Origin of the sequence: Citrobacter sp. FP75, from assembly GCF_018342065.1 — a bacterium.
Lineage (GTDB): Bacteria > Pseudomonadota > Gammaproteobacteria > Enterobacterales > Enterobacteriaceae > Citrobacter.
In genome coordinates, this window is record NZ_JAFDOE010000003.1 from 616,342 (window position 1) to 634,171 (window position 17,830).

20 protein-coding genes are annotated in these 17,830 nt (G+C 52.8%); 7 read left to right on the top strand and 13 right to left on the bottom strand.

What is annotated here, in order from left to right; all coding sequences use genetic code 11:
* Positions 1-234 precede the first annotated feature (234 nt).
* The 7 genes from phsA (at position 235) to JQ822_RS14180 (ending at position 7,520) form a co-directional block, all read left to right on the top strand.
* The gene (gene phsA, locus JQ822_RS14150; protein WP_213133994.1) at positions 235-2,508 is read left to right on the top strand and encodes a thiosulfate reductase PhsA; all 2,274 of its coding nucleotides are present in this window, start codon (positions 235-237) and stop codon (positions 2,506-2,508) included.
* Between the two features lie 14 nt (positions 2,509-2,522).
* On the top strand, positions 2,523-3,101 hold the full coding sequence (phsB, locus tag JQ822_RS14155; RefSeq protein ID WP_213133995.1) for a thiosulfate reductase electron transport protein PhsB: 579 nt from the start codon (positions 2,523-2,525) through the stop codon (positions 3,099-3,101).
* Complete coding sequence (phsC, locus tag JQ822_RS14160; RefSeq protein ID WP_213133996.1) at positions 3,098-3,865, top strand: thiosulfate reductase cytochrome B subunit; 768 nt, start codon at positions 3,098-3,100, stop codon at positions 3,863-3,865. Before phsB ends, phsC begins: the two co-directional genes overlap by 4 nt.
* Positions 3,866-4,015: 150 nt before the next feature.
* The gene (gene dacD / locus JQ822_RS14165) at positions 4,016-5,188 is read left to right on the top strand and encodes a serine-type D-Ala-D-Ala carboxypeptidase DacD (RefSeq protein WP_213134086.1); all 1,173 of its coding nucleotides are present in this window, start codon (positions 4,016-4,018) and stop codon (positions 5,186-5,188) included.
* A gap of 124 nt (positions 5,189-5,312) precedes the next feature.
* On the top strand, positions 5,313-5,780 hold the full coding sequence (sbmC, locus tag JQ822_RS14170) for a DNA gyrase inhibitor SbmC (RefSeq protein ID WP_213133997.1): 468 nt from the start codon (positions 5,313-5,315) through the stop codon (positions 5,778-5,780).
* 107 nt (positions 5,781-5,887) lie between these two features.
* The gene (locus JQ822_RS14175) at positions 5,888-6,946 is read left to right on the top strand and encodes an FUSC family protein (protein WP_213133998.1); all 1,059 of its coding nucleotides are present in this window, start codon (positions 5,888-5,890) and stop codon (positions 6,944-6,946) included.
* 238 nt (positions 6,947-7,184) lie between these two features.
* Positions 7,185-7,520, top strand: coding sequence for a DUF496 family protein (locus JQ822_RS14180; RefSeq protein ID WP_003834176.1), 336 nt, complete (start codon positions 7,185-7,187; stop codon positions 7,518-7,520).
* A gap of 42 nt (positions 7,521-7,562) precedes the next feature.
* Here JQ822_RS14180 and JQ822_RS14185 read toward each other — a convergent pair whose 3' ends face one another.
* From JQ822_RS14185 to JQ822_RS14245, 13 genes are all read right to left on the bottom strand, one after another.
* Positions 7,563-8,429, bottom strand: a complete 867-nt coding sequence (locus tag JQ822_RS14185; RefSeq protein WP_213133999.1) for a GHMP family kinase ATP-binding protein — start codon at positions 8,427-8,429, stop codon at positions 7,563-7,565.
* A 92-nt stretch (positions 8,430-8,521) separates the two neighbouring features.
* The gene (locus tag JQ822_RS14190; protein WP_213134000.1) at positions 8,522-9,736 is read right to left on the bottom strand and encodes an acetate/propionate family kinase; all 1,215 of its coding nucleotides are present in this window, start codon (positions 9,734-9,736) and stop codon (positions 8,522-8,524) included.
* A complete protein-coding gene (pduV, locus tag JQ822_RS14195; protein WP_213134087.1) occupies positions 9,721-10,173 on the bottom strand; it encodes a propanediol utilization protein PduV in 453 nt (150 codons plus the stop codon). Before pduV ends, JQ822_RS14190 begins: the two co-directional genes overlap by 16 nt.
* A gap of 4 nt (positions 10,174-10,177) precedes the next feature.
* On the bottom strand, positions 10,178-10,528 hold the full coding sequence (gene pduU / locus JQ822_RS14200) for a propanediol utilization microcompartment protein PduU (protein WP_181548697.1): 351 nt from the start codon (positions 10,526-10,528) through the stop codon (positions 10,178-10,180).
* Positions 10,528-11,082, bottom strand: a complete 555-nt coding sequence (gene pduT, locus JQ822_RS14205) for a propanediol utilization microcompartment protein PduT (protein WP_213134001.1) — start codon at positions 11,080-11,082, stop codon at positions 10,528-10,530. The genes pduU and pduT overlap by 1 nt, the downstream gene beginning before the upstream one ends.
* A gap of 2 nt (positions 11,083-11,084) precedes the next feature.
* Positions 11,085-12,440, bottom strand: coding sequence for a cobalamin reductase PduS (pduS, locus tag JQ822_RS14210; RefSeq protein ID WP_213134002.1), 1,356 nt, complete (start codon positions 12,438-12,440; stop codon positions 11,085-11,087).
* Positions 12,437-13,549, bottom strand: coding sequence for a 1-propanol dehydrogenase PduQ (locus tag JQ822_RS14215; RefSeq protein WP_213134003.1), 1,113 nt, complete (start codon positions 13,547-13,549; stop codon positions 12,437-12,439). The genes pduS and JQ822_RS14215 overlap by 4 nt, the downstream gene beginning before the upstream one ends.
* A 10-nt stretch (positions 13,550-13,559) precedes the next feature.
* Positions 13,560-14,945, bottom strand: coding sequence for a CoA-acylating propionaldehyde dehydrogenase PduP (gene pduP / locus JQ822_RS14220; RefSeq protein ID WP_213134004.1), 1,386 nt, complete (start codon positions 14,943-14,945; stop codon positions 13,560-13,562).
* A complete protein-coding gene (gene pduO / locus JQ822_RS14225) occupies positions 14,942-15,949 on the bottom strand; it encodes a two-domain cob(I)yrinic acid a,c-diamide adenosyltransferase PduO (protein WP_213134005.1) in 1,008 nt (335 codons plus the stop codon). Before pduO ends, pduP begins: the two co-directional genes overlap by 4 nt.
* An 8-nt stretch (positions 15,950-15,957) precedes the next feature.
* Positions 15,958-16,233: a EutN/CcmL family microcompartment protein gene (locus JQ822_RS14230; RefSeq protein ID WP_213134006.1), complete on the bottom strand. Its 276-nt coding sequence runs from the start codon at positions 16,231-16,233 to the stop codon at positions 15,958-15,960.
* A 3-nt stretch (positions 16,234-16,236) separates the two neighbouring features.
* On the bottom strand, positions 16,237-16,728 hold the full coding sequence (pduM, locus tag JQ822_RS14235) for a microcompartment protein PduM (RefSeq protein WP_213134007.1): 492 nt from the start codon (positions 16,726-16,728) through the stop codon (positions 16,237-16,239).
* Complete coding sequence (locus JQ822_RS14240; RefSeq protein WP_213134008.1) at positions 16,725-17,357, bottom strand: phosphate propanoyltransferase; 633 nt, start codon at positions 17,355-17,357, stop codon at positions 16,725-16,727. The genes pduM and JQ822_RS14240 overlap by 4 nt, the downstream gene beginning before the upstream one ends.
* Positions 17,357-17,821, bottom strand: coding sequence for a BMC domain-containing protein (locus JQ822_RS14245; RefSeq protein WP_213134009.1), 465 nt, complete (start codon positions 17,819-17,821; stop codon positions 17,357-17,359). The genes JQ822_RS14240 and JQ822_RS14245 overlap by 1 nt, the downstream gene beginning before the upstream one ends.
* Between the last annotated feature and the right edge of the window lie 9 nt (positions 17,822-17,830).

Consider the following 17,830-nt stretch of genomic DNA (forward strand, 5'->3'; position numbering starts at 1 on the left):
TTATTAGAGTAAATTCTCCAAAAAATAATTCGCTTATAATAAGTTGACTGAGAACCATTATTGTTATTTTTACGGTTAATTGTTGAGTTTTGGAAGTTTTAAAAGTCTTTGTAAACAATAGGTTCTGAATTGTCAGGTTGCGCTTATCTCATTGTAAGGAAATGTGAGTGAGGTTAAAAATTAATAATATAAACTCCATATAATAATTGGATATATCTAATAACAGGAGGTTATATGAGCATTAGTCGGCGTAACTTTTTACGCGGTGTGGGCATTGGCTGCTCCGCTTGCGCAATAGGGACTTTTCCACCTGGGGCACTGGCGCGCAATTTGCCAGAGAGCATCAAAGGGAAAACTACACTCACGCCAAGTTTGTGCGAAATGTGTTCATTTCGCTGCCCCATTCAGGCTCAGGTCATTAATAATAAAACCGTTTTCATTCAGGGGAATCCCAATGCACCGCAGCAAGGAACCCGGGTCTGTGCCCGTGGGGGCAGCGGTGTGAGCCTGGTTAACGACCTGCACCGTATTGTTAAACCGATGAAGCGCACCGGTCCGCGTGGCAGTGGAGAATGGCAGGTTATTAGCTGGCAACAAGCCTATCAAGAAATTGCCAAAAAAATGGGCGCCATAAAAACGCAATATGGTCCTCAGGGTGTCGTCTTCTCCTCTAAATCAGGCTCGCTTTCCGGCCATTTATTTCACCTCGCGACGGCCTTTGGTTCGCCGAATACCTTTACCCACGCTTCGACCTGTCCCGCCGGGAAATCCATTGCTGCGAAAGTGATGATGGGCGGCGATCTGGCTATGGACATCGCCAATACCCGCTATATGGTCTCTTTTGGCCATAATCTCTATGAAGGCATTGAGGTCGCCGACACGCACGAGCTGATGACCGCGCAGGAGAGGGGCGCGAAGATGGTTAGCTTCGACCCGCGTTTATCCGTATTTTCCAGTAAAGCGGATGAATGGCATGCAATAAGGCCTGGCGGTGACTTACCGGTACTGATGGCGATGTGTCACGTCATGATTAAAGAAAACCTGTATGACGCGCAGTTCGTTGAACGTTACACCACGGGATTTGAACAGCTGGCAGAGGCTGTACAACAGGCAACGCCTGAATGGGCGGAAAAGCTGGCTGATGTTCCCGCTGAGGTGATTACCCGGGTTACCCGGGAAATGGCGGCCAGTGCGCCTCGCGCCATCGTCAGTCCAGGGCACCGCGCGACGTTTTCTCAGGAAGAGATCGACATGCGGCGTACTATCTTCACCCTCAATGTGCTGCTGGGCAATATTGAACGTGAAGGCGGCATGTACCAGAAAAAAGCGGCGGCAACCTACAACAAACTGGCCGGAGAAAAGGTTGCTCCGGTGCTGGCAAAACCGGATGTAAAATTGCCGAAGCCAACCGCGCAGCGTATTGATCTGGTTGCTCCGCAGTTTAAGTACATCGCCGCGGGCGGTGGTGTTGTTCAGAGTATCATTGATGCCGTGTTAAAGCAGACACCCTACCCGGTGAAGGGATGGATCATGTCCCGGCATAATCCTTTCCAGACCGTGACCTGCCGGCCCGATCTGGTCAAAACGGTTGAACAACTGGATCTGGTGGTCAGCTGCGACGTCTATTTAAGCGAAAGCGCGGCCTATGCCGACTATCTCTTACCGGAATGCACTTATCTTGAGCGTGATGAAGAAGTCTCTGATATGTCAGGGCTAAATCCGGCTTATGCATTGCGCCAACAGGTGGTCGAGCCAATTGGTGATGCGCGTCCGAGCTGGCAAATCTGGAAAGAGCTGGGTGAGCAGTTGGGCCTCGGGCAATTCTACCCATGGCAGGATATGCAGACGCGTCAGCTGTACCAGCTTAATGGCGATCACGCCCTATCCGCAGAATTGCGTCAGAAAGGGTATCGTGAGTGGGGCGTTCCGCTGCTGCTGCGCGAACCTGAAGCTGTGCGTCAGTTTGTTGAGCGCTACCCTGGCGCGGTGGCGGTGGACAGCGACGGTACCTACGGCGAGCAGCTGAGATTCAAATCCCCGTCAGGCAAAATCGAACTGTACTCCGCAGAACTGGAATCCTTGCTCCCCGGCTACGGTATTCCACGCGCCCGCAATTTTGCCCTGAAGGAGGACAATGAACTCTATTTCATCCAGGGCAAGGTGGCGGTTCACACCAACGGTGCGACGCAATATGTGCCGTTACTCAGTGAACTGATGTGGGACAACGCGGTGTGGATCCACCCGACAACAGCGCGTGAAAAAGGGATAAAAAGCGGCGACGACATCTGGCTGGAAAACGCCACCGGTAAAGAAAAAGGCAAGGCGCTGGTCACCGCCGGTATTCGGCCCGATACGCTGTTCGTCTATATGGGATTTGGCGCCAAGGCTGGCGCGAAAACGGCCGCGACAACGCACGGTATTCACTGCGGCAATTTACTCCCGCATGTGACCAGTCCGGTTTCCGGCACGGTGGTCCACACCGCTGGCGTTACGCTGAGTCGGGCATGAACAAGGAGAACATCATGAATCAATCCACTAACCCCTATGTCATGCTGCATGACGAAAAACGCTGTATTGGCTGTCAGGCCTGTACGGTTGCCTGCAAGGTACTGAACGATGTGCCTGAAGGATATAGCCGCCTGCAGGTGCAGATCCGCACCCCGGACAGTGAATCCGACGCCCTGTCGCACTTTCAGTTTGTGCGTGTCTCCTGTCAACACTGCGAAGATGCGCCCTGTGTGAGCGTTTGTCCGACCGGCGCCTCCTTCCGTGACGAAAATGGCATTGTACAGGTGGACAAATCGCGCTGTATTGGCTGCGACTATTGTGTTGCCGCCTGTCCGTTCCATGTTCGTTATCTGAATCCGCAAACGGGTATTGCTGACAAATGCAATTTTTGTGCGGATACCCGCCTCGATGCCGGGCAATCACCTGCCTGTGTTTCCGTTTGTCCTACCGATGCGCTGAAATTTGGTCGTCGCGATGACCCGGAAATTCAGCACTGGATAAGTCAAAAAGAGGTTTATCGCCAGCAGGATACGCGTAGCGGTGCGGTGAGCCTTTATCGGCGTAAAGAGATTCATCAGGAGGGGAAAGTATGAATTCTATCTGGGGAGCAGAACTTAACTATGCGCCGGATTACTGGCCGCTGTGGCTCATTTACGCAGGTGTGGTCATCCTGCTGATGATTGTTGGTTTGGTAGCGCATGCGCTGCTGCGCCGGATGCTGGCACCCAAAACGGCAACCGGTGAAGAACATCGTGACTATCTCTACTCGTTGGCGGTTCGTCGCTGGCACTGGGGAAATGCACTGCTGTTTATTCTGCTGTTGTTGAGCGGCTTGTTTGGTCACTTTTCTGTTGGACCCGTGGCGCTCATGGTGCAGGTACACACCTGGTGTGGCTTTGCATTGCTGGCCTTCTGGATTGGCTTTGTGCTGATAAACGCCGCCAGCGGCAACGGCTGCCACTATCGGGTGAAATTTAGCGGGCTGATTTCGCGCTGTCTTCAGCAGACACGTTTTTATCTGTATGGGATCATGAAAGGGGAAGCGCATCCTTTCGCCGCGACGGCGGAGAGTAAATTTAACCCTCTGCAACAGTTGGCCTATCTGGCCATCATGTACGCGCTGGTACCGCTATTGATCATCACCGGTTTGCTCTGTCTTTACCCGCAAGTGGTAGGGGCTGGGCCGGTAATACTGGTGCTGCATATGGTGTTGGCGGTTGTCGGCATCCTGTTTATTTGTGCCCATATTTACCTGTGCACGCTGGGCGACACGCCGGGGCAAATTTTCCGCAGCATGATTGATGGTTATCACCGGCATTGTAGCCGTCACGCAGACGTATCACCACGGAAAGGGTAATGTAGTGGGGATTTCTCACTATCCGTTTATCTGATACTTGCATTCCATTGCAAGAAAATGGTCCTTAAGTCACATTTTCTTGCAATTTATCCCTGTTTGTTCGTCAGAATTTCCGTAAAAAGAACGGCCATTTCTTCAATTTCTAAGGATATTCTGTTGAAACGCCGTTTGTTTATTGCCGCTTCATTATTCGCGATGAGCTTTTCGCCTGCCTGGGCGACTGATGTCACCAACTTTGCCCCTCAGCCTCCCGCCATTAATGCTGGCGCGTGGGTACTTATGGATTACACCACGGGCCAAATACTGACCGCCGGTAATGAACACCAGCAACGCAATCCGGCCAGCCTGACCAAGCTGATGACCGGCTATGTTGTTGATCGCGCAATCGACAGCCAGCGTATTAGCCCGACAGATATTGTCACAGTCGGGCGTGACGCGTGGGCGAAAGACAATCCGGTATTCGTCGGCTCATCGTTGATGTTCCTGAAAGAAGGCGATCGTGTTTCGGTGCGTGATTTAAGCCGTGGTTTAATTGTTGATTCTGGCAACGATGCCTGCGTTGCACTGGCTGATTACATCGCCGGCGGACAGTCGCAGTTTGTCGCCATGATGAACAGCTATGTGCAGAAACTGAAGTTGCAGGACACCCATTTCGAAACGGTGCACGGACTGGATGCCCCAGGTCAGCACAGCTCGGCTTACGATCTGGCCGTGTTGTCCCGGGCTATCATTCACGGCGAACCTGATTTCTACCATATGTACAGTGAGAAAAGCCTTACCTGGAACGGGATCACCCAGCAAAACCGTAACGGCTTGTTGTGGGATAAGACCCTGAACGTAGATGGGCTGAAGACGGGCCACACTTCTGGCGCCGGATTTAACCTGATTGCGTCTGCCGTCGACGGACAGCGGCGATTAATTGCCGTTGTTATGGGGGCCGAGAGTGCGAAGGGGCGTGAAGATCAGGCGCGTATACTGCTGAAGTGGGGGCAGCAAAACTTCGACACGGTACAGGTTTTGCGCAGCGGCAAGCAGGTTGGCGTGGAGCGGATCTGGTATGGCGATAAAGAAAAAATCAGTCTCGGTACTGAGCAAGATTTTTGGATGGCGCTGCCTAAAGCCGAAGTGCCGAATATTAAAGCAAAGTATGTGCTTGATAAAAAAGAATTGGTGGCACCTATTGCCGCGCATCAGCGCGTGGGTGAAATTGAACTCTACGACAGAGATAAGCTGGTGGCGCATTGGCCGCTGATGACGCTGGAGTCAGTTGGTGAGGGCGGAGTGTTTTCGCGTCTGAGCGATTATTTTCACCATAAGGTATAGATTCCTGTTTGTGCACCAGACTGGCAAGAGTGCGAATCTGCTCACATAATAATCACTGTTTCCTTGTGGCCAAAATACGAAAAAATTACACTGTATATAAATACAGTGTAATAACGGAGGTTATATGGAGTACGAGATAAAGCGGGTCGATAAACGCAAGATTGCCGGTTTTCACATGGTTGGACCATGGGAACAAACGGTAAAGCAGGGGTTTGAGCAACTGGTGATGTGGGTTGACGGTAAACAGATTGCACCGCTGGAATGGATTGCTGTCTATTACGACAACCCAGACGAGGTTCCGGCAGACAAACTGCGCTGCGATACTGTCGTTTCCGTTCCGCAGAATTTTGTCATCCCGGAGAACAGTGAAGGGGTGATCCTGACTGAACTGGCGGGAGGCGAATATGCTGTGGCTGTTGCCCGCGTTGAAAATCATGACTTTGCCACGCCCTGGTACCAGTTCTTTGAACGCCTGATGCAGGATTCGACCTATGCGATAGCGGCTAAACCCTGCTTTGAAGTTTATATGAACAATGGCATGGAAGACGGATACTGGGACATTGAAATGTACGTGCCGGTGCAGGCGAAGTAACTGTTTTTGGTGTTAATCAGGATAAAAGTCTTGTTGAAAACGGTGATATTTTCACTGAAAAAGCAGGTACAATTCCGTTCTTTGCTATTCCCTGACGGAGTGCATGAGTGCGTGCAGATAAGTCACTGAGTCCTTTTGAAATTCGTTTGTATCGTCATTATCGTGTGGTGCATGGTATTCGCATCGCGCTGGCGTTTCTTCTTACTTTTCTGCTGGTTCGCCTGCTGAACATCCCTGAAGGTACCTGGCCTCTGATCACGCTGGTGGTGATCATGGGGCCGATTTCTTTTTGGGGTAATGTGGTCCCCCGGGCTTTTGAGCGCATTGGCGGAACGATTCTGGGCTCGGTTCTTGGTCTGGTGGCGCTACGGTTGGAGCTCTTTTCACTGCCGCTGATGCTGATATGGTGTGCGGTGGCGATGTTCCTGTGCGGCTGGCTGGCATTAGGCAAAAAGCCGTATCAGGCACTGCTGATCGGCATCACGCTTGCCGTCGTGGTCGGGGCACCTGCGGGTGATATGAACACGGCGCTCTGGCGCGGTGGGGACGTGATTCTCGGCTCGCTCCTGGCGATGTTGTTTACCTGGATCTGGCCGCAACGTGCATTTATACACTGGCGTATTCAACTGGCACACTGCATTACCGGCTATAACCGGGTGTATCAGGCTGCGCTATCACCCAACCTACTCGAACAACCCCGGCTGGATAAACACTTACAGCAACTGCTGAGTGACGTCGTTAAAATGCGCGGATTAATCATCCCTGCCAGCAAAGAAACCCGCATTCAAAAGTCTGTTTTTGAGGCTATTCAAACGATTAATCGCAATCTGGTGTGCATGCTTGAGCTGCAAATCAACGCGCTGTGGGCAACGCGTACCAGCCATTTTGTGATGCTGAACGCACATACGCTGCGTGAAACTCAGCTCAGAATGCAACAGGCGTTGCTGACAATAACGCACGCCTTGTATGAAGGTAATCCGCAGCCGGTGCTGGCCAACACCGAAAAATTAAACGACATCGTGACCGAACTTCGTCTACTGATTGATGCACATAAGGGCGATCGTGTAGCCGAAACGCCCATTCACGGCTACGTCTGGCTGAATATGGAGATGGCGCGGCAGCTGGAGCTGCTCTCGCATTTAATCTGCCGTGCTTTGCGCAAATAAAACGCAGATGAGGGGATTGGTTCTACTGCTGCTTCGATTCAGCAAAGATTAAGGGTATGATACTGAAAAAGGCTAAAACCATTGGTAACTGCAATGGCTTTACCCTCGATAACTCAGGTTTCAACCGTGCATTGTCGATGCAGATGCAACTTGAAGTATGGCGGGCATGAAAGTAATGTTGACCCACTTTAGCCGTTGTTTAAACGAATCCGAATCTCACATTATCAGGGGTGTAAAAATGGAAACTACCAAGCCTTCTTTCCAGGACGTGCTGGAATTTGTTCGTCTGTTCCGTCGTAAGAACAAACTGCAACGTGAAATCCAGGACGTTGAGAAAAAGATCCGTGACAACCAGAAACGTGTCCTGCTGCTGGACAACCTGAGCGACTACATCAAGCCTGGCATGAGCGTTGAAGCGATCCAGGGCATTATTGCCAGCATGAAAAGCGACTATGAAGATCGTGTGGATGATTACATCATCAAAAATGCCGAGATCTCGAAAGAGCGTCGCGACATTTCTAAAAAGCTCAAAGCCATGGGCGAAGTGAAAAACGGCGAAGCGAAAGCAGAGTAATACTGCACAACGGTAAGGGTCGCTATCTGGCCCTTACCGCTCTTATTGTAATTCAACTCCACCCGTAACCATCCGCAGCAAATGCTGCTCCGGCCAGTGTTTAGTCAGCTGTTTCTGCGCCAGCATCCATTTGATGTAGTCAACGTCGTGACGCGTTCTGTCCAGCATCAGGCCAACCACGCTGCCGCTGTGTGCAACATTCACACCGTATAAATCACACTCTTCAACCAGCGACAATAACGAATCGAAATCCGGTTTTGGCAACAACATCTGGCTGGCAATGGCGCTTAGCGTGGCTGCTTCGCCCAACCGATAAGGGTTTTGACTAATACAGGCTTCCTGTACTTTTTCCCATGCTCGTTTGAGAGCGGGCGCGCCTGCCTGTAACCCGGCGTGGCGGGGAATACGGTGATAGTCTGCCGTGCGTAATGTTTCCGGGCTTTCGAGAACCAGCAGGTCGAGTTGGGGCTGTGCGACACAGGCAATCTGGGTGGACGCGTCGTTATGATCAAAAAGCGTTAACTGGCGAAAAACGGTGCTGTCGGTAGGTTCGAGTGAAACGCACAGTTGAGCCAGCGTGGCTTCATCTAACTGGTGGCCCAGATGGTGCGCGGTAGCGATAGCAGTGGCGGCAATATCTGCCGTGCTACTGGCCATTCCTTTGGCGATAGGGATTGTGGAGTGGATATCTATGCGAATATCCTGGCTGAAATGCGCCGGATATTGCCAGTGCTGCAACAACGTATCAACCATCGCCCGAGAAAGAGGACGCTCATCTTCCAGCGGCGAACCGGAACTGACTTCAACCGTGCTGTACCATTCAACCGGGCAGGAGACCAATTTCTCGCTGCCCAGAATCCAGCCCTGGATAAGTTCCCCGCATGATGCGGGGCATTGCGTAACAGCCACGTCTTCACCTTTGTGATTAGCAATCCTCGGCGCATAGTGTCACGGCGATCGCGCTATTACCATGATTTGCCGCAATTTGCGGTGCGGCAATACTAAGCAGGAATGTCCAGTGTCACAGTTTCTGCTATCGCTATACGCATCACATCCTGTGCGATCATCAGCTCTTCATTGGTATTAATCACCGCCACCTTGACCAGCGCATTTTCTGTCTGAATGAAGGTTGCATTACGCAGGTTTTTGTCCTCATCTACGGCCAGCCCTAAGAAATTCAGGTTGCGACAAATCGCCGCCCGGGCACGGGCCGAGTTTTCGCCGATGCCTCCGGTAAATACCAGCGCATCCAGACCGCCCATTTGCATAATATAACTGCCGATGGTGGCGCGAATACGTTCGGCAAACAGCGTCAGCGCCAGTGCCGCCTGATGATTTCCGCTATCTGCCGCCTGTTCCACGTCACGGTAGTCAGGGGAGATGCCGGAAACGCCAAGCAACCCCGACTCGTTGTTGAGTAACTGATTCAACTGCTGTGGAGTTTTGCCTTCACGCTGGGCGATCCACGGCAAAATAGACGGATCGATGTCGCCACTACGGGTGCCCATCATCACGCCAGACTGTGGGGTAAATCCCATTGAGGTGTTAACTGATTGTCCGCCCTTGATGGCGCAGATACTGCTGCCGTTGCCCAGATGGCAGCACACAACCCGCAGTGCACTGAGTGGAACCCCCAGTTTTTCAGCCAGAGCGTGGCTGACATATTTGTGGCTGGTACCATGGAAACCGTAGCGACGAATACCCAGCTCCGAATAATACCGCCAGGGCAGGGGATAGATAAAAGAGGGTTCGTCGAGCGTTTGATGAAAGGCCGTATCAAAAACTGCCACAGCAGGCGTTGCGGGTAACAGTTGGCGAAAGACCGCAATGCCCAGCGCATTAACCGGGTTATGCAGCGGCGCCAGTTCTGCAAGGCGTTCTATTTCTGCCAGCGATTCATTGGTGACTAAGGCGGAATCTTTAAACGATTCGCCACCGTGTGCGACGCGATGCCCGACGCCATCGATATCTTGTAGGCTATTGATGATTTTGTGGCTGAGCAGTTTTTCCAGGAGCAGCGTTACCGCTTCGCGGTGGTCGGCAACTGGTACAGTTTCCTGCCATTTATGTGCCGGGGTTTTTATCGTGACCTGCGCGTCAGGCATCCCGATACGCTCGATCAGCCCCTGACAGAGCATCTCACCTTGCGGCATTGCCAGTAGCTGAAATTTCAGTGAAGAGCTGCCTGCGTTAATGGCCATTATTTTGTGAGACATGACGGTTCCTTTACGTGCAGAAAATTGAATATCTCATCAACGCCGGTATTGTTCACCGCGCTGGTAATAAAGACTTTTTGCGCTCCTGCCTGTACTAACCAGCTTTCGACGAGGGCAATGCGCTGCGCGTTAGCTACATCGGATTTGGTCACCAGACCGATTACAGGCCGGTTCATAGGGCCTGTAAATCCGGGCGAAAAAGGTGACCATGGGGCGTCAGCATTAAGCACCAGTGCGATAACGTCTGCTTCGCAGGAACTGGCCAGCAGCGCACTGTACAGGCAGCGGTTCTCAAGGTATTCACCGGGCGTGTCTATTGTCGTAGGAGACCAGACAATGGCCTGGGTTTTCTGATAATGAAGCGCTTCGCCACGCATACATTGGGTGAGCGATGTTTTCCCGCACTGGCTGGGACCAATTAGCATTATGCGTTTCATCACGTCACGTCCGCGTAATTGGGCAGGCGGTAAAACGCATCATTTCACCCAATGTACGGGTAACCTGTTTCAACGCGTACTCTACGGCTGAGACATCGCCGGTTAATACGACTGCGCCGGTAAAGCGGTCAAGAAAGCCAATTTCCACCGCACCCGATTTGGTGGCGATATCACAGGCGATGATCGAGGCTTCGCTAGGCGTAATGGTTAAAATGCCAATCGCCGAGACCGAATCCTGCAAGCCCAGTTTCTTGAACAAATCTTTACCGGGATTAGCGATAAGATGCGCCAGCGTGACCTGCTTGCCGGGTACGTATTCCTGAATCATACGATCCGTCGTCGGTTGTATTTCCATCACCCCTCCACCATCTGTCGCCACATGCTTTCATGCGGGCGTGGGATCACAGAGCGATAGACCAGCAGACCTTTTTCACCCGCACTTTCGCTGGCGACCGTCACGGCGTTATTCACATCGGAAACATCGCCCGCGACAACCATGTAGCACTTACCGCCAATACCAAATGCCATATGGACCCGTACCAGCGTGACATTGGAGGCTTTAACCGCGCGATCGGCGGCACAAATGCAGGCTGCTACGCTCCAGGTTTCGACAATTCCCACCGCCTGACGTTTTTCTACACTGTTAAGGCCACTGATCGCTGGCAGAACGCTGGCATGAATGTTGGGCAGTACCAGGCTGTCGACGAGCATATCCCCGGCAAGAGAGGTCCCTGCGGCAATCGCCTGCTGTATTGCGCCAACGTCGCCACCGAGCATGAGCAAAAATTTTCCCGGGCAGATTGTTTTACTGACCAGCAAATTCACATTTGCACTTTTCAGCATCGCATCGCCGGCTTCCATCCCTTTGGCAATGCTGGTGAGTTCTAAAATCCCTATAGCCTGAGACATGGTTAACCTCTTATTACCGTGATGGACTGTTCCGTGATCTCGCTGACAATACCGTCAATGCTGGCGTGAATCGGAGCACCTAATGCACCTTCGGGGACATCGGCAACACATTGACCGCGTGTAACGTGTTCGCCTTTTTGTACGCATGGGATAGCGCTGGTACCGATATGCTGGCGCAACAACAGCGTTGTTTTTTCAGTGGAATGATCGGCCAGGTCTAACGGCGCATCGTGATACCAGTCACTGAGACCCAGTTTGGTTATTAATCGTTGCACCGGGATCAACCGGTATTTCGCCATTTCATCTTCAGGGTTTAGCGGCCCTTCGTAACGATGGTTGAGCGCACGCAGTTCGCGTTTTAGCATGCGGTTAATACGCATCGGAGAAATCCCCACCGGACAGGCCACGCTTTCACAGACATTGCATTCAGAGCAGGTCAGGGCAGTAAGCAGCAATTGCGGCGTGGCGGCCTGCTGATAGTTAACTGCACGAACCAGCAGATGTGGAGAAAGCTCATGACCAATCAGGTGCCTTGGGCACAGATCCGTGCACAAGCGACACTGCTCGCAGACGGTTTTTGCTACCGAAAGCACGGTGCGCTCATCCTGCATCCGTCGCTGGATCAGCGCATGGGATTTTGGCAAAACCAGCAAGCCTCCGGTGGTCTTGCTGACCGGTGTATCCAGTGAGGTAATCAAACTGCCCATCATCGGTCCGCCGTTAATAAATCCGGGTGACTCGACGGTGGCGCCGCCCGCAAATGCCAGAACTTCGCGTAACGACATACCGACAGGTACAGTCAGAGTGACGGGTCGGGCAACCGCTCCGTTGACAGTCAACGTGCGACGCGTAACGGGGTACTGCTGTTCAACGGCTCTGGCAATGTTAAGCACGGTCTGGACGTTATTGACCACCACGCCCACGCTAACCGGGAGCGCGGCGGGAGGCACACGCCGTCCGGTTGCCATCCAGATCGTCAGCACCTCATCGCCAGCCGGATAGACATCAGGCAAAATGTGCAATCTGATATCGGCGGGCAGCAGAGGCGTTAAGGCATTGATCGCGCTCTGATACTTTTCTTTAAGGGCAATGATGCCGGCGCTGGCCCCGGTGGCCTTCATGGCATACTGTACGCCGCGTATCAGCCGGTCTGCCTGCAAGGCCATTAATTGCTGATCAACCTTCAGCATCGGCTCGCATTCTGCTGCATTGACCAGAAACGTATCGACCTGCGCCTGCAGTTTTACGTGTGCAGGAAAACCAGCACCACCGGCTCCCACCACACCGGCTGCCCGCACGCGTTCGCGTATCGTTTGCGCGTCACAAAGAGATGTTTCCGCCGTCATGGCTGTATTCATAGTAATTCCTCAAGCAGTTCCTGGATGGCACCGGCATCAGCAGCACGTGGATTCGTTTGCAGCGTAGCATCTGCCAGCGCAGCCTGAACCATCGATGGGATACGCTGTGACCAGGTTTGCTTTCCGTCTTTGAGCGCGTCAGTGAAAGAGGGCAACGCACACTGTTTTTTGAGTTGCTCAATATGATGAATTAGCGCATTGAGTGCCGCCGTATCGTTTGCGATATCAGGGCACAAGTGGCAAGCCTTCGCGAAGCGGGCATAGCGTTTCGCGGCTCTGGGATCGCGGGCATTAAAGTGAATAACAGACGTCAGGAGTAGTGCGTTGGCAAGGCCGTGCGGCATATGAAACTGACCGCCAAGCTGATGGGCTATGGCATGGTTAATCCCAAGACCCGCCTGGCTAAATGCCATTCCTGCGAGCGTCGAGGCGTTGTGCATTTTCCCCCGGGTGGCCAGACAATCGCCTTTGCTGACGGCGACGGGCAGATACTGAAAGACGATTTGTGCGGCTTTTTCAGCCAGCGCGTCGGTGAAGTCGCTGGCCTTTGTGGAAACGTATGCCTCCAGCGCATGTGTCAGCACGTCCATTCCGGTATTTGCGGTGATGGCGGGCGGTACGCTGACGACCAGCATTGGATCAAGGATCGCCATATCCGGGTAGAGCGCGTTATTAAATAACGGATATTTAATGCCTTTATCCGGATCGCTGATTACGCAGGCGCTGGTCACTTCAGAACCTGTGCCGCTGGTGGTAGGGATTGCCACACAGGTTTCGATTTCGATGCCAAACTGACGGCTGAACCAGACAATAGCTTTCGCTGCATCAAGCGCCGATCCCCCACCAAAACCAATCACGACGTCCGGTCGCAGGGACTGCATTTGCGCAATCCCTTGTACTACCGTATTGATGGTGGGATCGGGGGTGATATCACTGAATACGCTAACGCGATTATCCGCAGGCAGCGCAGCGCGCAGCGTTTCAATCAATGGCGAACGCGCAAGAAAACCATCGCAAATAATCCAGATATGTTTATTCGTGAAGCGTTTGAGTACGCCCAGACTGCCCTGGCCGCTGTACAATCGAGTTTGCAGTGAAAAGCGATTCATAACGGCCTCATTAGCGGATAGAAAAACCGTTGGTCAGTACGCAACGACGAGAGCGTGCGAAAGTCCGCGCAGACGTTGTTCCTTCACCGGTCGGAGTTGCGATGGTGAAGGTCGTAAAGCCTTCACCACCCACGCCAATCCCGGCGTAAGAGGGGCCATTTTTCACAAAAATTGACGTCTGCAGCGTGCGAGCAGCAAGATTCAAACGTGACACATTTTGCGAGTGCATAATGGCGGTATGGTGCAGTCCCTCTTCAACCTTCAGCGCCAACGTTAGCGCACTGTCAAAATCGTTTACGGTTACGACGGGCAGCATAGGCATCAACTGTTCGCTGGTGACCCATGGATCGTCCGCGTTGACGATGCCAATCAACAGGCGAGGTGCTTTTGCCGGAACCGGTATCCCTGCGGCTTCTAATAGCGCTGCGGGGCTTTTCCCAACCAGCTTTTTATTGGCCGCGCCTTCTGGCAAACAGGCTGCGCGCAGTTTGTCTGTCTCTTCGCTATTGAGAAGCATCGCGCCAAAAGACTGCATTTGCTGAACAAGACGTTCGGCCACGGCATTGACAACAATCAAGCTCTTCTCAGCAATGCAAGGCAGGTTGTAATCAAATGATGCGCCGTTGATGATGTCTTCAGCAGCTTTAACCAGGTCGGCAGTTTCATCAACAATACAGGGTGGGTTGCCTGCACCTGCGCCAATGACTTTTTTCCCGCTTTTCATACCCATGGCTACAATGCCCGGGCCACCGGTAATCGCCAGAACTGCGATTTTAGGGTGCGCCATCATCTGCTGGGTAGCTTCAAAAGTAGGTTCTGTGACCGTGACGACAAGATTCCGAATCCCGCAGCAGCGGAAGGCAATATCTTCAATCATGGCGATCAGCTTGAGTGAAACGGTTTTAGCACCCGGGTGCGGACTGAAGTAAACGCTATTTCCCGCAGCCAACATACTGATACTATTATTAATAATGGTTTCCGTTGGGTTGGTGCTAGGGGCGACGGAACCTATTACGCCAAACGGAGAATACTCGAATAACACCATGCCGCCGTCACCGGTCAGCGCCGTTGTGGTCAGATCTTCGATACCGGGGGTGTTATCCAGTGCGGCTTTATTTTTGAGGAACTTATCCTCTTTGTTGCCCATCCCCGTTTCGGCTGCGCTTTCTGCCGCCAGCGAGGCAAGATGAGGCGTCAGTTCTTCCCGCATGGCGCTAATGATGGCGCTACGGGTTTTCAGTGGGCATTGCTGATAACGTAAAAAGGCCTGATGTGCGGCATCTATTGCTTCACCGACGGACGGAAAAATACCGTTACCTTTTATTTCTGCTTTTGCCGGTACGAGTTGTTCAGTCAAAATGGTGCGGATAAGGGTTTCAAGTTCTGACGTATTCATTGATGTGTTCTCACGTTAATCGCCGCAATGGCGGTTTCTGCAATGTCCATATCCTGCTCAACGCTTCCTCCGCTGATGCCAAGACCCCCAAGGAGTAAACCCTCTCGCCACAGTGCGTACCCGCCACCAAACGTGACGACTTTTCCCTGCATATGGCTTTCCAGGCCGTAAAGTGCGGCGCCCGGTTGTACCGCAGAACTCAGTTCGTGCGTGGCGGTTTTCATCGCCACGGCGGTCCAGGCTTTTTTTGGTGCAAGCTCGCTACTGACGAGCAAGGCGTCAGGCATGCGCCAGGTCACCGTTTGAGTTCCGTTCGCATCAACAATGCTGATGACGACCGGAACCTGAAGTTCTTCTGCTCTCGTCACCGCAGCGCGAGTGAGCTGATGGAGTTCCTGAAAAGACAATGACATAGCAGACTCCTGAATGGCTGATGTCTGGGTCGCTGCTACGTAACGCTCAGCCACCTTTTGGATAATAGTGCTTTGATGGGCGTCATAATCTTCAGCGCGCGCCAGTGCATACAAGCAGTCGGACAGGCGGTTGATATAACGCATCAATACATGTCGGATGGAGACATCTGCTGAGAGTTCGACAAGCCGCCTTTCGGCGCGGCGAGTAAGCGTACGGGCGAAGTGCAGACGGCTGGCGGCTTCACAGCGCCCGGGTAAAATAAAGCTGCGTAGGGGAGGAATTCGCCCCATAGCGTTATCGATGGCGACCTCAAGTGCCGAAATTTCTTCCGAGCTGATGTAGCGCTGATCGGGCGTTGGCTGCTCGCTTTCACTGGCAAGTTCTGCACTGAACCAAAACAGCTGCAACTGGATCTCTTCAAGTAACAGGCGATGCTGCGGGTTTTTTACCGCACAGACGCACAGGCTCAGCGCTGCGTTGAGTTCATCCAGCGTGCCGTAAGCCTCAACGCGTGGGTGTGTTTTACTGACGCGCTGCCCGGTAAAGAGTGCTGTCGTACCGGCATCGCCCGTTCGGGTATAAATCGCCATAGTTCCTCCTAGCGAGAAAGCGTGTCGACAATGCCGACAATGGCCAGATCGATAGCCTCATTTGGGCCGGTAAAAACGTGCCTGGCGCTGGAGCCGCTGCTGAGTAAAACCAGCTCACCGGTACCGGCACCCACTGAATCAACTGCGACCTCGTCACCCGTTGTTGGCGGTTCTGGAAGTTCACCGTCAGCGCTTATTCGACGAACCAGCAGCAGTTTTTTTCCAACCAGTGACGGTGATTTTTGCGTGGATACCACGACGCCTGTAACGCGAGCCAGATGCATGGTTCACTCCTGCTTAATTAATTGGACATTTCGCATACTGACGGCTTCTTTTGCTAACGCAGTCACGACACACCGACGGCGTAGCACCAGAAATCCACCCTGTAATTGGGCCACATCGGCATAACTTAAAAGCGTTGCGGGATGCAGCACGATGATTTGCCCCTGTTCATCGCTGAATTCCAGCGGCAACCGTGCGAGTTTACGTACGGGGATCGCCGGCAATAATCGATGCTGCAGCGATATCTTTACGCGCACGCCGCAGGCCAGGGCTTCGTGGATCCTGGCCGCTGACACATCGGATGGTTCGTGTTGCGCAATGTGCTCCAGCAACGGCAGATCAACGTGTTCGATGCATAGAGCGGAGTACTGACAAATTAATGTCCGGGGATCGGATTCCCGTAACTGCGCGACGCTCAGGGAGAGCATACTTTCCGCGCGTTTTCTTAATCGGGAGACGACCTCCCCGATGATGCGTTGCAGCAGTTCGTTGTTCATTGTGAGCTCACCAGCGTGGCGAATGCCTGCGGGCTATCGGCCCCCGCAGCATTGGCTTCATCAGTATCAATATGCATTTCAAGACGCATATTCGGTGAGACGCGCACGGCGACATTATCGAAAATCAACCGGCGTTCATCGCCATTGATAGCAACGGAAACTTTATCGCCATGCGACACGCGCAGGATCAGCGCATCAAGCGGTGACATATGAATATGTCGCTGGGCGACAATCACTCCAGATGTGATATCCAGTTCAGCAAAAGGACTCACCAGACGAATGCCTGGGGTCCCCTGAATATTGCCTGACATGCGTAGCGGTGCGCTAATACCCAACGTACGGGCGTCTGTACGGGAGATTTCTACCTGACTGGTGCTACGCAGTGGGCCAAGTAAACGCACATTTTTTAACTGACCTTTCGGTCCCACAAGCGTGACGGTCTGGTCTGCTGCATATTGTCCTGGCTGCAGCAGGCCTTTTTTCTCGCTGATGGGCTGATTGGGAAATAAACGGGTGTAATCTTCAGCGCAAAGATGGATATGGCGATTAGAGATCCCCAGCGGAATAGGGCGCTCACGCAGTTCATCCAGTACTTTACTGACCGTCGTCTCCAGTTGCTGTTTATCCATTACGCTTCACCTCGTTTGCCAGAATGCAGGCAGAGTGAGCGAGGCTCTCCCTTCTGGCGCGTACAGGCAGGATCGAGACATAAATTGCAGCTAATCAAGCCTGCATCTTGTGGTGTTTCGGGTAACTCACTTTCCACAATCATCTCTTCTTTCACCTCGACAGGTGTCGGTTCAGGGATGGGTTCAGGCGCAGAAACAGCGCTGTGTGAAAGGATGCCTTCCCCGGGCCTGGAAATGACCTTGTGCGCGACCAGACCATCCCGCTGATCTGCAAAGCTGGCACCAGTGGAAATGGCCGCCTGAACGGAGGCCACATCACCGATTATTTTGATCACTGTCCAGCCTGAGCCGTTGGTTTTTTCGAGGCCCACCAGCGTGATGGAGGCAGCTTTCGCCATGACATCCGCGCAACTGATGGCTAATGCCAGACCACTAACTTCGAGTAATCCCAGTGATTGCTTCACGCTGTGCTC

Excerpts from the sequence above, each read along its gene's own strand:
- phsC (WP_213133996.1), top strand. The coding sequence starts at position 3,098 with ATGAATTCTATCTGGGGAGCAGAACTTAACTATGCGCCGGATTACTGG.
- JQ822_RS14230 (WP_213134006.1), bottom strand. The coding sequence starts at position 16,233 with ATGCATCTGGCTCGCGTTACAGGCGTCGTGGTATCCACGCAAAAATCA.
- JQ822_RS14240 (WP_213134008.1), bottom strand. The coding sequence starts at position 17,357 with ATGGATAAACAGCAACTGGAGACGACGGTCAGTAAAGTACTGGATGAA.
- JQ822_RS14215 (WP_213134003.1), bottom strand. The coding sequence starts at position 13,549 with ATGAATCGCTTTTCACTGCAAACTCGATTGTACAGCGGCCAGGGCAGT.
- pduU (WP_181548697.1), bottom strand. The coding sequence starts at position 10,528 with ATGGAAATACAACCGACGACGGATCGTATGATTCAGGAATACGTACCC.
- phsA (WP_213133994.1), top strand. The coding sequence starts at position 235 with ATGAGCATTAGTCGGCGTAACTTTTTACGCGGTGTGGGCATTGGCTGC.
- pduV (WP_213134087.1), bottom strand. The coding sequence starts at position 10,173 with ATGAAACGCATAATGCTAATTGGTCCCAGCCAGTGCGGGAAAACATCG.
- JQ822_RS14180 (WP_003834176.1), top strand. The coding sequence starts at position 7,185 with ATGGAAACTACCAAGCCTTCTTTCCAGGACGTGCTGGAATTTGTTCGT.
- pduT (WP_213134001.1), bottom strand. The coding sequence starts at position 11,082 with ATGTCTCAGGCTATAGGGATTTTAGAACTCACCAGCATTGCCAAAGGG.
- pduM (WP_213134007.1), bottom strand. The coding sequence starts at position 16,728 with ATGAACAACGAACTGCTGCAACGCATCATCGGGGAGGTCGTCTCCCGA.
- sbmC (WP_213133997.1), top strand. The coding sequence starts at position 5,313 with ATGGAGTACGAGATAAAGCGGGTCGATAAACGCAAGATTGCCGGTTTT.
- JQ822_RS14190 (WP_213134000.1), bottom strand. The coding sequence starts at position 9,736 with ATGTCTCACAAAATAATGGCCATTAACGCAGGCAGCTCTTCACTGAAA.
- pduS (WP_213134002.1), bottom strand. The coding sequence starts at position 12,440 with ATGAATACAGCCATGACGGCGGAAACATCTCTTTGTGACGCGCAAACG.
- pduP (WP_213134004.1), bottom strand. The coding sequence starts at position 14,945 with ATGAATACGTCAGAACTTGAAACCCTTATCCGCACCATTTTGACTGAA.
- phsB (WP_213133995.1), top strand. The coding sequence starts at position 2,523 with ATGAATCAATCCACTAACCCCTATGTCATGCTGCATGACGAAAAACGC.
- pduO (WP_213134005.1), bottom strand. The coding sequence starts at position 15,949 with ATGGCGATTTATACCCGAACGGGCGATGCCGGTACGACAGCACTCTTT.